This window comes from Deltaproteobacteria bacterium, from assembly GCA_016875395.1.
In the GTDB taxonomy this organism is placed as follows: domain Bacteria; phylum Myxococcota_A; class UBA9160; order UBA9160; family UBA6930; genus VGRF01.
Window position 1 is genome coordinate 39,905 of the sequence record VGRF01000014.1, and the last position, 13,874, is coordinate 53,778.

The window sequence follows — 13,874 nt, forward strand, 5'->3', positions numbered from 1 at the left end:
GCGTTCTCCTTCGAGGTCGCGCGCCGCACGGGCTGCGCGCCTGCGCATGATTGCGGAACTCCCGCTCACATCGAGCGGCGGTAGCTGCCGCCGACGTCGAAGAGCGCGTGCGTGATCTGTCCGAGGCTCGCGACCTTCACCGTCTCCATCAGCTCCTCGAACACGTTGCCGCCCGCGCGGGCGACGCTCCGCAGCTTCGCGAGCGCGGTCTTCGCCTCCTCCGCGTGCCGCGCCTGGAACGCGCGCAGCGCGTCGAGCTGTTGCTGCTTCTCCGCATCCGTCGCGCGCTGCAGCGCGAGAGGCCGCTGCGATTTCTCGGGGTGCGGATTCTCGAACGTGTTGACGCCGATGATCGGCAGCTCGCCCGAGTGCTTCTTCGCCTCGTAGTAGAGGCTCTCGTCCTGAATTTTGCCGCGCTGGTAGTGGGTCTCCATCGCGCCGAGCACGCCGCCGCGCTGCGCGATGCGCTCGAACTCCTGGAGCACCGCCTCCTCCACGGCGTCCGTCAGCCACTCGATCGCGTAGCTGCCCTGCAGCGCGTTCTCGCTGCGCGCGATGCCGAGCTCGCGATTGATCACGAGCTGGATCGCGAGCGCGCGCCGCACCGACTCGTCCGTGGGAGTCGTCACGGCCTCGTCGTACGCGTTCGTGTGCAGCGAGTTGCAGTGATCCTGGATCGCGGTGAGCGCCTGCAGCGTGGTGCGGATGTCGTTGAACGCCATCTCCTGCGCGTGCAGCGACCGGCCCGAAGTCTGGATGTGGTACTTCAGCTTCTGGCTGCGCTCGTCGGCGCCGTACAGATCGCGCATCGCGATCGCCCAGATGCGCCTCGCCACGCGCCCGATCACGTTGTACTCGGCGTCGAGGCCGTTGCTGAAGAAGAACGAGAAGTTCGGCGCGAAGTCGTCGACTTGCATGCCGCGCGCTCGGTACGCCTCCACGTAGGTGAAGCCGTTCGCGAGCGTGAAGGCGAGCTGCGAGATCGGGTTCGCTCCCGCTTCGGCGATGTGGTAGCCGGAGATCGAGACGGAGTAGAAGTTCCGCACCTTGTTGCGGACGAAGTACTCCTGGATGTCGCCCATCACCTTGAGCGAGAAGTCCGTGGAGAAGATGCAGGTGTTCTGAGCCTGATCCTCCTTGAGGATGTCCGCCTGCACCGTGCCGCGGACTTTCGAGAGCACCTCGGCCTTGATGCGCGCGTAGGTCGCGCCGTCGACGGCTTCGTCGCCGCGAATCCCGAGCAGCGCGAGGCCGAGGCCGTCGTGCGTTCCAGGCTGGTCGCCCTGATAAGTCGGCAGCCCGCGCGCGGCGAACTTGGCGCGCACCGCAGCGAGCTGCCCGGTCTCGCGTAGGTGGCGCTCCACCTGCTGATCGATCGCGGCGTTGAGGAAGAACGCGAGGATCGTCGGCGCGGGCCCGTTGATCGTCATCGAGACGCTCGTCGCGGGATCGCACAAGTCGAAGCCGGAGTAGAGCTTCTTGGCGTCGTCGACGGTGGGCACCGAGACGCCCGACGTACCGACCTTGCCCCAGATGTCGGGACGCTCGTCGGGATCGCGGCCGTAGAGCGTGACCGAGTCGAAAGCGGTCGAGAGCCGGTTCGCGGGCTGCGCCTGCGCGAGCACGTGGAAACGGCGGTTCGTGCGCTCGGGCGGGCCTTCGCCCGCGAACATACGCGCCGGCTCTTCCTCCGGGCGCTTGAACGGGAACACGCCGGCGGTGTACGGGAACTCGCCGGGCAGATTTTCTTGGCGAAGGAACCTTGTCAGGGAGGCGGCGTCGTCGCTGCGCGGCACCGACACTCGCGGCAGCTTCGTGCCGGAGAGCGTCGTGACCGTGTTCTCCACCTCGATCGCGCGCCCGCGCACCTCGTAGCGTTGGCGCTCCGCTTCGTACTGCGCGCGCCGCCCTGGCCACTGCGCGAGCGCATCCTTCAGCGCGGGCTCGAGCGTGGCTTCGCGCTGCGCGGCCTTCGTCGCGAGCGCGTCGCGCACGCTCACAGCGGCGTCGGCGAGCTCGCGCTCGGCGGCTCGGAGCGACTGCGCCGCGTGCGCCGCTTGCGCAAGCTCGTCCGTGCGCGCGCGATAACGGCGCACCGCTTGCGCGATGTCGTCGAGGTACCGCTCGCGGCCCGCGGGCACGAGCGGCGGCGGCGACACGATCGGCTGATGCGCGCTCGACTCGCGCGCCGGGAACGAGCCGCCGAGCGACTCCGCCTTCGCGCGCAGCGTCGCGAACAGCTTCTCCACGCCGGGGTCGTCCCACTGCGAGGCGACCGTCGCGAACACCGGCAGCTGGTCGTCCGCGCTCGGCGCGCCAGGGTGGTTGCGGCGCCACTGCTTGCGCACGTCGCGCAGCGCATCGGCCGCGCCACGCCGATCGGACTTGTTGAGCACGACCACGTCGGCGAGCTCGAGCATGTCGATCTTCTCGAGCTGCGAAGGCGCACCGTACTCGGGCGTCATCACGTAGACCGCGGCGTCCGCGAGGTCGACGATCTCGCTGTCGCTCTGGCCGATGCCCGCGGTCTCGACGAGCACGAGATCGACGCCCGCCGCCTTCAGGACGAGCACGGCATCCTGCACGGCCTGCGAGAGCGCGAGGTGCGCCTGGCGCGTCGCGAGCGAGCGCACGAACACGCCGTCGCCGTGCACGCTGTTCATGCGGATGCGGTCGCCGAGCAGCGCGCCGCCGGAGCGCCGCCGCGTCGGGTCCACCAACAACAAGCCCACGCGCCGTTCCGGGTAGTCGAGCCGGAAGCGCCGCACGAGCTCGTCGACGACGCTCGACTTGCCCGCGCCGCCGGGCCCGGTGAAGCCGAGCACCGGCACCGCCTTCGCAGCAGCTTGCGCACGCAGCTGCGCGCGCAGCTTCTCCGCCGCTGCGAGCGCGTCCGCGGACTCCTCCTCGAACCACGTGATCGTGCGCGCGATCGCGCCGAAGTCGCCGCTCGAGAGCGCGCTCGCGTCCGCAGCGCGCGCGGGCAGCGCGTGCTCGCGGCACTCGTCGAGCATCTTGCGAATCATGCCCTCGAGCCCGAGCGCGCGGCCGTCCTCGGGCGAGAAAATGCGCGCGACGCCGTAGGCGTGAAGCTCGGCGATCTCTTCCGGAACGATCGTGCCGCCGCCGCCGCCGTAGACGCGAACGTGGCCGGCGCCCAGCGCGCGCAGGCGATCGACGAGGTACTTGAAGAACTCGACGTGGCCGCCCTGATAACTCGACACGGCGACCGCCTGTGCGTCTTCCTGGATCGCGGCCTCGACGATGTCGTGCACCGAACGGTCGTGGCCGAGGTGGATCACCTCGGCGCCCTGCTGCTGCAGCAGGCGGCGCATGATGTTGATCGCGGCGTCGTGGCCGTCGAACAGCGAGGCGGCCGTGACGACGCGGATGCGCTGCGGCGTGCGGTGCAGGGGCGTGACGTTGGCGGCGGCGGTCATGCGTTCTCCTTGTCGCGGGTGCGCTGGGCGGCGAGGTGCGCCTCGACGCGTTCTCCCACGTGGTCCCGGTATTTGCTGATCTCGTCGCGCAGCGCGCCGAGCTCGGCGATGCGGCGGTCGAGGTCTGCGAGGCGGGTGCCGAGCTGCGCGTCGAGCCGCGCGAGCATCGCCCGCGTCGAGCCTTCGATGGCGTAGACGGCGTTCAGCTCGCGCACTTCTTCCAGCGAGAGGCCGAGCGCTTTGAGGCGCGTGATGAAGCGCAGCCGCTGCAGCTCGTCCTCGCCGTACACGCGGCGCGCCCCCGCCTTGCGGCGCACGCCCGGGAGCAGCCCGAGCTCTTCGTAGTACCGGACCGTGCGCGCCGAGAGATCGAGGCGCGCACAGACCTCGGAAATGGAGAGCTCGGTTGCGGCGGGGTCAGCTGTCATGTCGGCCTCGGCCAGTTGACGTGAACTGGCAAACCTTATCGAGCGGCGGGGGAACGAGCCATAGGAGCCACAGAAGGATGGAGAGCCCCGCGGGGCGCGAGCTCTCCGCCGGCGTTCGCACTCAGCCCGCTCCGGTCGCCTTTCGTGCCGCCCTCGCTCGCCCGCCGAGCACGGCCCGGTACACGCGACCCGGCAGCGGGCGCTTCAGCACGTCGCGCGCCATCCAGTCCGTCACATCCACGAGCGCGTCGAGATTCACGCCCGTGCGCACGCCCGAGCGCTCGAACAGGTCCACCACGTCCTCGGTCGCCACGTTGCCCGAGGCGCCGGGCGCGTACGGGCAGCCGCCGAGGCCGCCGAGCGAGGAGTCGAAGGCGCGCATGCCCTCTTCGTAGCCGACCGCGACGTTCGCGAGCGCGCGGCCGTAGGTGTCGTGGAAGTGCAGCGCGACGCGCTCCAGCGAGATCTCGCCCGCGAGCGCGCGCACGAGCTCGCGCACCTGACTCGGCACGCCGACACCGATCGTGTCGCCGAACGAGATCTCGTCGGCGCCGAGCGCGAGCAGCTGCTTCGTCACGCGCATCACCTGCGCGACGGGGACATCGCCCTCGAACGGGCAGCCGCACACGGTCGAGAGGTAACAGCGCAGCAGCTTGCCGTCGGCCTTCACGCGCTCGACCACGGGGCGAAAGCGGTCGAGGTGCTCGGCGACCCCTCGATTCACGTTCGACTTGTTATGCGACTCGCTCGCCGACGCGAAGAACGCGACCACGTCGAAGCGCGACTTCTGGAAGCGCTCGTAGCCCGCGAGGTTCGGCACCAGCGCCATGTACGAGACGCCAGGCTTCAGCTCGATGCGCGCCGCGACTTCGTCCGCGTCGGCGAGCTGCGGGATCCACTGCGGCGAGACGAAGCTGGTCGCGTCCATCGAGCGAATGCCGGCGTCCGCGAGGCGCCCGAGCAGCTCGAGCTTGGTTTGCGTCGCGATGACGTCGGCCTCGTTCTGCAAGCCGTCGCGCGCGCCGGCTTCGTGAATCCGCACCGTGTCCATCGCGCTCTCCTTCGCGTGCCTCAAACGACTGCGGCGCGCGAGATCGCTCCCGCGCGCCGCATCGTAAGCCCGACTTCGCTCAGACGCCGATGATGAAGCTGCAGCTCGTCGTGCCCGAGCCGCCGATGTTCAGCGTCTGGAAGTTCTTCGCGCCCTCCACCTGGAACGCGCCGGCGTTGCCAGTCACCTGGTGAACCGCGTCGAGCACTTGGCGCACGCCCGTGGCGCCGACCGGGTGACCCGCACCGATCAGGCCGCCGCTCGGGTTGATCGGGTGCTTGCCGCCGATCTCGAGATCGCCGCGCTCGATCGCCTTCCAGCTCTCGCCGGGCGCCGTGATCCCGAAGTGATCGATCGCCATGTACTCGCTCGTGGTGAAGCAGTCGTGCGTCTCGATCCCGTCGATGCCGTTCACGTCGGCGATGCCCGCGCGCTTCCACGCATCCGTGATCGTGGCGCGCACGTGCGGCAGCACGTACTGCGCGGACTTGCTCTCCGCGACCTTGTCCGCGAAGCGCAGCCGCGCCGTGTGGTGGCCCCAGCCCTTGATGCGCGGGATCTGATCGAGGCGCAGCCCGCGGCCCTTCGCGTAGCGCGTGGCGTACTCGCGCGAGGCGAGGAACACCGTCACCGCGCCGTCCGTCACCTGCGAGCAGTCGCTGATGCGGATGCGCCCGCCGACCGCCGCGTTGTCCTCGGTGCGGACCAGCGCGTGGTCCTTGTTCATGTACCAGTTTCGCGTCTGTGCGAGTGGGTTCAGCTTCGCGTTGTCGTAGTTGATGCGGCTGATCTCGGCGAGGTGCTCGTCCTTGAGCCCGTAGCGCGCGTCGTACTCGTCGCCGAGCTTTCCGAACAGCTTCGGGAACGGGAACTCGACGCCGTCCGCCTCGAGCTCGTACCACGCGGCGGTGCCGAGGTAGCTGCCGCCCTTCGCGGCCGAGACGGTCTTCATCTGCTCGATCCCGACGACGGCCTGCAGGTCGTAGCGGCCCGCTTCGATCTCGGCGGACGCCGCGAGCAGCGCGATCGAGCCCGACGCGCACGCCGCCTCGTGGCGCGACGTAGGCAGGCCGCTGAACGCGGGGTGCACCTCGGTGAAGAACGCGCCGAGGTGGCCCTGCATGCAGTAGAGCTCGGCGGCGAAGTTGCCGACGTGCGCGCTCTGCACTTCCTCGGGCGCGATCTCGCAGCGCTCGAGCGCGCCGAGCACCGACTCGCGCATCAGCGCCGAGAAGTGCTTGTTTTCCTTCGTCCAGTTGCGGGCGAAGTCGGTCTGGAAGCCGCCGAGGACGTAGACCTCTCGAGTCGTCATCAGAGTCTCCGGTGCGGGTGAAGTTGTGATCGCCGCCGAGCTAGCTGGCGACGAAGAAGCGGCCGGGGTTGATCGTGGCGTGGCGGAACAGGCGCTCACCCGGCTTCAGCGCGCGCAGCGCCGCAGGCACGGGGAGCTTCGCGCCTTCGATCAGCGCGACGGCGCCCTTCGGCGTGAGCGCGTCCACGAGCACCGAGGGCGGAGCCCAGTTGAAGCCGGTGCCCATGATGCGGTCGATGCCGTCGATCGTGTCCGTCACTTCGCCGACGCGATGGAACGCGTAGCTCAGGTAGCCCGCGATCACGCGCTTCGCGATCGCCGCGTACTCGCCGTGCGCGGCGAGGAACGCCTGCATCGCTTCGCCGTAGCGCGCCTCGCGATGCAGCCGCGACACCTCGTCGATGAACGGCAGCGCCGGCAGCTTGATCTCGCTCTCGGGCTTGTAGGCGCCGCTCGCCGGATCGAGCACGAGGCGCGCCTTGCCTTCCTTCTTGAAGAAGCCGCGGCCCGACTTGTCGCCGAGCGTGCCCTGCTCCATCGCGCGCGCCATGTAGGCCGGCATCGCGAGCGTCGCGTGCGCCTCGTCCTTCGTCTGCGCGTACACGTTGTCGACGATCGCGCGGTGAATGTCCCAGCCCACGAGGTCGATCGTCGCGAGCGGCGTCAGCGCGCGGCCGGTGTACGGACCGACGAGCTTGTCGACGAGCAGCGGCCCGTGCTCTTCCGCGAGCTGCGCCGCCTCGTTCAGCACCTTGAAGCCGACGCGGTTGCCCGCGAACGCCGGCGTGTCGTGCGTGCGAATCATCTCGCGCCCGAGCCGCACGGTCGCGAAGGCCTCGACGAAGTCGACCACGTCCTTCGCCGTCTCGCGACCCGCGACGAGCTCGGTGCCGACGATCACGTTCGGCGGATTGAAGAAGTGGAGGCCGAGGAAGTGCTTGCGGAACGACGCGCTGCGGCCCTCGGCGAGCTTGTTGATGCTGAGCCCCGAGGTGACCGTCGCGACGATCGCGTCGTCGCGCCGCGCAGCGTCCACCTTCGCGAACATCTCCTGCTTCAGCGCGAGCTCCTCGGTGAGCGCCTCGAAGATCAGGTCCGCGCCCGCGACGGCCGCCGCGAGATCGTTCGCGTAGTCGCCCGTCTTCGCGCGCAGCGCGACCGTGGGCGAGCGCACCTGCTTGATCGCCGCTGCGAGGCCCTCTTCCGCCTTCGCCTTGCTGCGCGCGAGGAACGTCACCTGCGGCACGGCCTGCGTGAACAGTGCGGCGCTGCCGTAGCCCATCGTGCCGTTTGCGCCGAGCACGACGACTCGCTCGATCTTGCGCGATGCGATCAGCGTGCGGAGTTGCTTCGTGTCGATGGCCATTGCGGGGCTCCTGCGCCGGAAAAGAGGCGCACCTTAGGTGACCCATGGGTGGCCTTCGAGCCCTTCGGAGAGTCGCGGCGCCGACTCGGGGTCAGCCGCCTCGCGGCAGCCGCGGCGCAAGTGGCACGCAGGATGTCAGTACGCGCAGCGGGATGCGTCCCGCTCGCTCAGTGATACCCGAGCGCGGCGAGCTTCTTCGGCTTCTTCGCCCACTTCGGATCGACCTTCACCCACAGCGAGAGGTGCGCGGGGCCCTCCAGCAGCTTCGCGATCGCCGCACGCGCACGCGTGCCGATCGCCTTGATCTTGCGACCCCCCTGGCCGAGCACGATGCCCTTCTGCGAGTCGCGTTCGACCCAGAGGGTGGCGCGAATGCGCACGCCGTCGGCGCGCGACTCGTCGAAGCTCTCGATCTCGACCGCCGTCGAGTACGGCAGCTCCTCTTCCAGCTCCTCGAACAGCGCCTCGCGAATCTCTTCCGCCGCGAGAAAGCGCAGCGTGCGGTCCGTGACCTGCTCCGCGTCGTAGTGCGGCGGCGACTCGGGAAGCAGCGCGACGAGCCGCGCGACGAGCTCGTCGAGTCCCGCGCCGGTCTCCGCGGAGACCGAATGCTCCGCTTCTGCCGGGACGGCGCCGTCGCGATCGGACTTGGTGGCCACGACGAGCGTGGGCGTGCGCTGCGCCGCGAGCCTCTCGCGCAGCGCCGCGTGACCTGCATCCCAGCCCGTGCGCGGATCGACGAGAATCAGCGCGACGTCGCAATCCTCGGCGACCTCCTCGGCGATCGTGTTGAGCGAGCGATTCAGTGCGCGCGTCGCGTCGTGAAGGCCGGGCGTGTCGAGCAGCATGAGCTGCGCGTGCGGCAGCGTGAGCACGCCGAGAATGCGGCTGCGCGTCGTCTGCGGCTTCGCCGTGACGATCGCGAGCTTCTGCCCGAGCAGCGCGTTCAGCAGCGTCGACTTGCCCGCGTTCGGGCGGCCTAACAACGCGACGACGCCTGCGCGATGAGCGGGCGCGTCAGGACTCATCTTGCTTCCGCACGCGCTCCAGCGCGGCGCTCGCGGCGGCGAGCTCCGCGACGCGCTTCGAGCGGCCCACGCCCTCGCCCCAGCAGCTCCCGCTCACGTCCACGGCAACGGCGAAGCGGTCCTCCGCCTCCTCGATGCCGCTGTCGCTGATGAGCCGGTAGCGCGGCGTCTCCTTCAGCTTCGCGTGCGTCCACTCCTGGAACGTCGTCTTGGGATCGCGCTCCAGCAGCGCACCACTCGCGATCTCGCCGCCGAACACGCGCCGCACGAGCGCGACCACGGGCTCGAGCCCGCCGTCGAGATAGACCGCGGCGACCACCGCCTCGAAGAGGTTCGCGAGGACGCGCTCCTTGCGTTCGCCGCCGCTCTTCTGCTCGGTGCGCCCGAGGCGAATGTGCGCGCCGAGGCCGAGGTGACGCGCGCGGCGCGAGAGCGAGCGCGTGTTCACGATTGCAGCGCGCGCGCGCGTGAGGGCGCCCTCGCGCCAGTCGGGATGCGCCTCGAAGAGCAGCTTCGCCACCGCGAGGTCGAGCACCGCATCGCCGAGAAACTCGAAGCGCTCGTTGCCGCCGCTGCGGTCGCGCTCGTAAGCCGCCGAGGGATGCGTGAGCGCGGTCTCGAGCAGCGCGGCGTCGCGAAAGCGGTAGCCGAGATGCGCGGCGACTTCGTCGACCGGCGTGGCGGCGCCGTCGCTCACGGCAGCGACTCCTCGATCCAGCCGCCGCCGAGCAGCTCCTCGTCGCGGTAGAACACCGCGGCCTGGCCGGGCGACACCGCGCGCACGGGCTCGTCGAACGCCACGCGCGCGCTCCCGTCCGCACTCGCGGTGACGACCGCCGCGACCGGCGCATGCTTGTACCGCACCTGCACGCTCGCGCGGAGCTCGCGCTCGGGCGCCTCGCCGCGCGTCCAGCTCACGCCGCTGAGCCTCGCGCCGCGGGCGCCGAGCGCGCTCGCCGGCCCCACCAGCACGCGGTTCGTGATCGCATCGACGCGCACGACGTAGCGCGCCTCGCTGCCGCCGCCGCCGAGTCCGCGCCGCTGCCCCACCGTGAAGTGGTGGATGCCGTCGTGCGTGCCGAGCACGCGGCCGGTCTCGCTGTCCACGATCTCGCCGCGCCGTGCGCGTCCCGGGCGGATCTCGCCCACGACCCTAGCGTAGTCGCCGTCCGGCACGAAGCAGATCTCCTGACTCTCGGCCTTCTCCGCGGTCGCGAGCCCGAGCGCCCGCGCGCGCGCGCACACATCGGGCTTCGTGAGCGCGCCGATCGGGAAGTGGGTGTGGCGCAGCTGGGCGGGCGTCAGGCGGAACAGGAAGTAGCTCTGGTCCTTGCGCGCATCGGCGCCGCGCAAGAGTCGCGGTTCGCCGCTCGGGTCGCGCTCGACGCGCGCGTAGTGGCCCGTCGCGACCGCGTCTGCCCCTAATGCCTTCGCGCGCGCGAGCAGGTGATCGAACTTGAAGCGGTCGTTGCACGCGACGCACGGGATCGGCGTCTTGCCCGCGAGATAGGCGTCCGCGAAGGGCTCGATCACCTCCTCGCGAAAGCGGTCCTTGTAGTTCGCGACGTAGAAGCGGATGCCGAGTCTCTCGGCGACGCGGCGCGCGTCGTCGGCGTCGTCGAGCGAGCAGCAGCGGCTCTCGCTGCCGGCGAGGTGCATCGTCACGCCGATCACCTCGAAGCCCTGCTCCACGAGCAGCGCCGCCGCGACCGACGAGTCGACGCCACCCGACATGCCCACGACCACGCGCGTCACGTCACGCCTCGAGCGCGCGCACGCGCGCGACTAATGCCGGGAGCACCTCGAGCACGCGCGCGACCTCGCCCTCGGTCGTGCTCGGCCCCACCGAGAAGCGCAGCGTCCCGCGCGCCGCTGCCGGCGTGCGTCCCATCGCGAGCAGCACCGCCGAGGGCTCGACCGAGCCCGAGTGGCAAGCGGCGCCTGCCGAGACCGCGATGCCTTCGCCGTCGAGCGCTTCGAGCAGCACCTCGCCCGCGGTGTGCTCGAACTCGACGCTGAGCGTGTTCGGCAGCACGAAGCGCGCGTCGCCGTTGCGCCGCACGCGCGGAATGCTCGCCTCGATCCCGGCCCAGAGCCGGTCGCGCAGCGCCTCGAGGCGCACCGTGCGCACGGGCAGCTCTGCCCGCGCGAGCGCGCATGCCACGCCGAAGCCGACGATGCCGGCGACGTTCTCGGTGCCGCCGCGCCGCCGCTTCTCTTGGCCACCCCCTAACAACAGCGCCGGGATCGCGGCGTGCTTGCGCGCCACGAGGCAGCCCGTGCCCTTCGGTCCGTTCAGCTTGTGCGCGGACGACGCGAGCAGGTCCGCGCCGAGCGCGACTGCATCGACGGGGATCTTCCCGATCGCCTGCGTCGCGTCCACGTGAAGCCATGCGCCGCGCGCGTGCGCCGCATCGGCGAGCTTCGCCACGTCCTGCAGCACGCCGATCTCGTTGTTCGCGAGGATCACTGCGGCGAGCGCGGTCTCCTCGCCGATGGCGGCGGCGTAGGCATCCAGGTCGACTCGCCCGTTCGCGTCCACGGGCACGCGCGTCACGCGCGCCTCGCCCGAGCGCTCGAGCGCGCGCAGCGGCTCCTCGACGGACGGGTGCTCGATCGTCGTGGTGACGACGTGCGCGCGCCCCGCGCGCGCACGCAGCGCGCCGCGCAGCGCGGCGTTGTTCGCCTCGGTCGCGCCAGCCGTGAAGATCACGTCGCCGCTCGCGACTCCTAACAACGAGGCGACCTCCGCTCGCGCGCGCTCGACTGCCGCGCGCGCCGCGGCGCCCTCGGCGTGCGTGCTCGAGGGATTCCCGAAGTTCGCGCGCAGCACGTCGCTCATCGCGGCGACGACTTCGTCGCGCAGCGGCGTCGTGGCGTTGTGATCGAGGTAGATGCGTTTCACGGTCGGCAGCTTAACAGCGTGAAGAACGCCGACTTCGCGCGCGGCTCACGCCGCCGGCGCGTCTCCGATCAGATCGCGCAGGTTGCGCGCCTCTGCGACGACGCTCGCGGCGCGCTCGACGTCGGCGATCACGCCGTTCACCGTGCGCGAGAGATCCGCGACGCCGAGCGGCACCGTGGCGGCGCCACGCAGCGCGATCAGCACGTCGGCGACGCGCACCTGCTCGATCGGGCGCGCCATTTGGAAGCAGCCCGCCGACTCACCGCCACACGGGGCCACGATGTTGGCCTCTTCGAGCGCGCGCAGGATGTCGCGCACGGTGCGCAGCGGGATGTCGAGCGCGTCCGAGAGTGCGTCGGGGTGCCAAGGCTGCGCGCGGTCGCGGAATGCGCGCGCGCAGCACAGCGCGATCGCGAGGCCGATCGTCTCGCGCGCCGCCGGCCCTGCGCTCTTGCCGCGCACTTCGCGCCGGTAGAGCGAGAGCGTCTGGTGCGCGTAGGCGGCCTCGGCTCCCAACAACACGATCGCCCACGAAATGTAGACCCAGATCAAGAACATCACGACCCAGGCCGAGGCGGCGAAGGCTTCGTCCATCCGCTCCTTCGCGCCGAGGGTGAGGTGCACGTACGCGACCTGCGCCGCGTTGAAGAGCACCGCGCCGACCACCGCACCGAACAGCGCGGAGCGTTTTCGCACGCGCGTGTTCGGCAAGAACCAGTAGAGGAAGCCGAACGCGGCGGTGATCAAGAGCAGCGGCGCCCAGCGCAGGCCGAAGCGATAGAAGAGCTCGAGCAGCGGAAACTCGAGCGCCTTCTGCACGAGGGTTTGACTCTCGAAAGATGCGCGCAGCGACACCGCGACGCCCACGAACAGCGGCGTCACGACGATCACCGCCAGGTAGTCGGGAATCCGCCGCGACCACGGGCGCCGCTCCGTCACGCCCCACAGCGCGTTCAGCGCGTGCTCGACGCGCCCGACGGCGAGCACCATCGTCGCCAGCAGCACGCCGCTCGCGACGCCGCCGAGCGTCTTGAAGTTGAAGCTCTCCACGCGAGCGAGAAAGTTCAGCTTCGCTTCAGGCGCGACGGCGAGAAGGTCGAGCAGCTGCTCCGCGACCTCCTTCCCGCTACCCACGAGGTCGACGAGCGCGACGCCGAGCGCGAGCAACGGCACGATGGAGAGCAGCGTCAGGTACGCGAGCGAGTTGGCGCGCAGCAGCAGCGCGTCGCGAACGAAGCCTTCGCCGATCAGGACCACGAGCTGAAAAACAGACCGGAGCCACCCGAGCGGCTTGGGCTCGAGTGGCTCCGGATTCCAGAGGTTCTCCGCGACGAAGTCGCGGAGACGTGCGAACGGCCCCGGGATTACTCCTGGACCTTCAGCTCGACGCGGCGGTTCAGCGCGCGGCCATCGGCCGTCGCGTTGTCAGCCACCGGCTGTGACTCGCCGTAGCCGGCGGTCGAGAGCCGGCCCGCGTCCACGCCCTTGTTCGCGAGGTAGTCGCGCACGGAAGCCGCGCGGCGCTCGGACAGGGACTGGTTGTACGCGTCGCTGCCGCTCGAATCGGTGTGGCCCTCGACGCTCACGCGCGTGCTCGGCGCCTGACCGAGCTGGCTCGCCGCCTCGTCGAGAATCACCGACGCGTCCGCGCGGATGTCCGACTTGTCGAGGTCGAAGTTCACGCCGCGCAGAACGATGCGCTGCGCTTGCGGCGCCGGTGCGGGCTCTTCCGCCGGAGCCGGAGCGGGCTCGGGAGCGGGCGCCGGCTCGGCCGCGCGCGGGGCAGGCTCGGCAGCACCTTCGCCGACGCCGAGCGCCTTGCACACGAAGTAGGCCGCGGTGCCGGCCGCAGCGCCGATCGCGACGCCATAGCCGATGCCCGAGTCGATGTCGTGGCCCTTGTCGTTGTTCGTGCCGTAAGTGGCGCCGCCTGCGCCACCAGCCAGCGCACCGACCAGCGCGCAGGTCTTCGGGGTGACGCTGGCGCAACCAGTGCTCAGCGCGACGAACGCGACGAGCGCAACGACCAGCGAGCGAGAGCCGGATTTTCGAGTCATCGAGAGAAACTCCTCATTCCGCGGAAACGCGGTGCGGCGCAACTTAACCCGCAGAGTTTCGAGGGATCAATGGCTCTGCACCCGCAACTCGTGCTCGCATCCGCGCGGCAAGTCGGGGAAAGCCAGCTGCCCCGCGAGTGTACGCAGCGTCACAGGACCGATTCCCGCCACGCGATCGACCTCCGCGAGCGAGCAAAGCGGACGAGCGTCCACCAGCGCCTGTGCGCGAACGGGTCCGAGCCCCGGCAGCAGCGCGAGCACCTCGGAGGGCTCCCGATTCGCATCGA

General features: G+C 70.4%; 12 protein-coding genes. All 12 read right to left on the bottom strand.

All coding sequences use genetic code 11. The annotated features are described in order from the left end of the window. Positions 1-65 precede the first annotated feature (65 nt). The 12 genes from FJ091_12275 to FJ091_12330 all read right to left on the bottom strand — a co-directional run bounded on the left by FJ091_12275 (position 66) and on the right by FJ091_12330 (position 13,848). Positions 66-3,440: a methylmalonyl-CoA mutase family protein gene (locus FJ091_12275; protein ID MBM4384129.1), complete on the bottom strand. Its 3,375-nt coding sequence runs from the start codon at positions 3,438-3,440 to the stop codon at positions 66-68. Beyond that, positions 3,437-3,868 (bottom strand): MerR family transcriptional regulator, encoded by a 432-nt coding sequence (locus FJ091_12280; protein MBM4384130.1) that lies wholly within the window; start codon positions 3,866-3,868, stop codon positions 3,437-3,439. Before FJ091_12280 ends, FJ091_12275 begins: the two co-directional genes overlap by 4 nt. Positions 3,869-3,989: 121 nt before the next feature. Next, the gene (locus tag FJ091_12285; protein MBM4384131.1) at positions 3,990-4,919 is read right to left on the bottom strand and encodes a hydroxymethylglutaryl-CoA lyase; all 930 of its coding nucleotides are present in this window, start codon (positions 4,917-4,919) and stop codon (positions 3,990-3,992) included. Positions 4,920-4,998: 79 nt separating this feature from the next. Then, positions 4,999-6,231 (bottom strand): acetyl-CoA acetyltransferase, encoded by a 1,233-nt coding sequence (locus FJ091_12290; protein ID MBM4384132.1) that lies wholly within the window; start codon positions 6,229-6,231, stop codon positions 4,999-5,001. A 40-nt stretch (positions 6,232-6,271) separates the two neighbouring features. Continuing rightward, complete coding sequence (locus FJ091_12295) at positions 6,272-7,597, bottom strand: 3-hydroxyacyl-CoA dehydrogenase family protein (protein ID MBM4384133.1); 1,326 nt, start codon at positions 7,595-7,597, stop codon at positions 6,272-6,274. A 167-nt stretch (positions 7,598-7,764) separates the two neighbouring features. After that, positions 7,765-8,625 carry a GTPase Era gene (gene era, locus FJ091_12300; protein MBM4384134.1) on the bottom strand — a complete coding sequence of 287 codons (861 nt, stop codon included), beginning with the start codon at positions 8,623-8,625 and terminating at the stop codon, positions 7,765-7,767. Further along, positions 8,615-9,322 (bottom strand): ribonuclease III, encoded by a 708-nt coding sequence (gene rnc, locus FJ091_12305; GenBank protein MBM4384135.1) that lies wholly within the window; start codon positions 9,320-9,322, stop codon positions 8,615-8,617. The genes era and rnc overlap by 11 nt, the downstream gene beginning before the upstream one ends. Beyond that, positions 9,319-10,359, bottom strand: a complete 1,041-nt coding sequence (mnmA, locus tag FJ091_12310) for a tRNA 2-thiouridine(34) synthase MnmA (protein MBM4384136.1) — start codon at positions 10,357-10,359, stop codon at positions 9,319-9,321. Before mnmA ends, rnc begins: the two co-directional genes overlap by 4 nt. Positions 10,360-10,381: 22 nt before the next feature. After that, positions 10,382-11,530, bottom strand: a complete 1,149-nt coding sequence (locus FJ091_12315; protein ID MBM4384137.1) for a cysteine desulfurase — start codon at positions 11,528-11,530, stop codon at positions 10,382-10,384. Positions 11,531-11,575: 45 nt separating this feature from the next. Next, positions 11,576-12,787 (bottom strand): YihY family inner membrane protein, encoded by a 1,212-nt coding sequence (locus FJ091_12320; protein ID MBM4384138.1) that lies wholly within the window; start codon positions 12,785-12,787, stop codon positions 11,576-11,578. A 107-nt stretch (positions 12,788-12,894) separates the two neighbouring features. Then, positions 12,895-13,587, bottom strand: a complete 693-nt coding sequence (locus tag FJ091_12325; GenBank protein MBM4384139.1) for an OmpA family protein — start codon at positions 13,585-13,587, stop codon at positions 12,895-12,897. Between the two features lie 66 nt (positions 13,588-13,653). Further along, a complete protein-coding gene (locus FJ091_12330) occupies positions 13,654-13,848 on the bottom strand; it encodes a helix-hairpin-helix domain-containing protein (GenBank protein MBM4384140.1) in 195 nt (64 codons plus the stop codon). Between the last annotated feature and the right edge of the window lie 26 nt (positions 13,849-13,874).

What these genes read in the sequence shown, in the direction of transcription:
- FJ091_12275 (MBM4384129.1), bottom strand. Translation starts at nt 3,440, where the DNA reads ATGACCGCCGCCGCCAACGTCACGCCCCTGCACCGCACGCCGCAGCGC.
- FJ091_12280 (MBM4384130.1), bottom strand. Translation starts at nt 3,868, where the DNA reads ATGACAGCTGACCCCGCCGCAACCGAGCTCTCCATTTCCGAGGTCTGT.
- FJ091_12285 (MBM4384131.1), bottom strand. Translation starts at nt 4,919, where the DNA reads ATGGACACGGTGCGGATTCACGAAGCCGGCGCGCGCGACGGCTTGCAG.
- FJ091_12290 (MBM4384132.1), bottom strand. Translation starts at nt 6,231, where the DNA reads ATGACGACTCGAGAGGTCTACGTCCTCGGCGGCTTCCAGACCGACTTC.
- FJ091_12295 (MBM4384133.1), bottom strand. Translation starts at nt 7,597, where the DNA reads ATGGCCATCGACACGAAGCAACTCCGCACGCTGATCGCATCGCGCAAG.
- era (MBM4384134.1), bottom strand. Translation starts at nt 8,625, where the DNA reads ATGAGTCCTGACGCGCCCGCTCATCGCGCAGGCGTCGTCGCGTTGTTA.
- mnmA (MBM4384136.1), bottom strand. Translation starts at nt 10,359, where the DNA reads ATGTCGGGTGGCGTCGACTCGTCGGTCGCGGCGGCGCTGCTCGTGGAG.
- FJ091_12325 (MBM4384139.1), bottom strand. Translation starts at nt 13,587, where the DNA reads ATGACTCGAAAATCCGGCTCTCGCTCGCTGGTCGTTGCGCTCGTCGCG.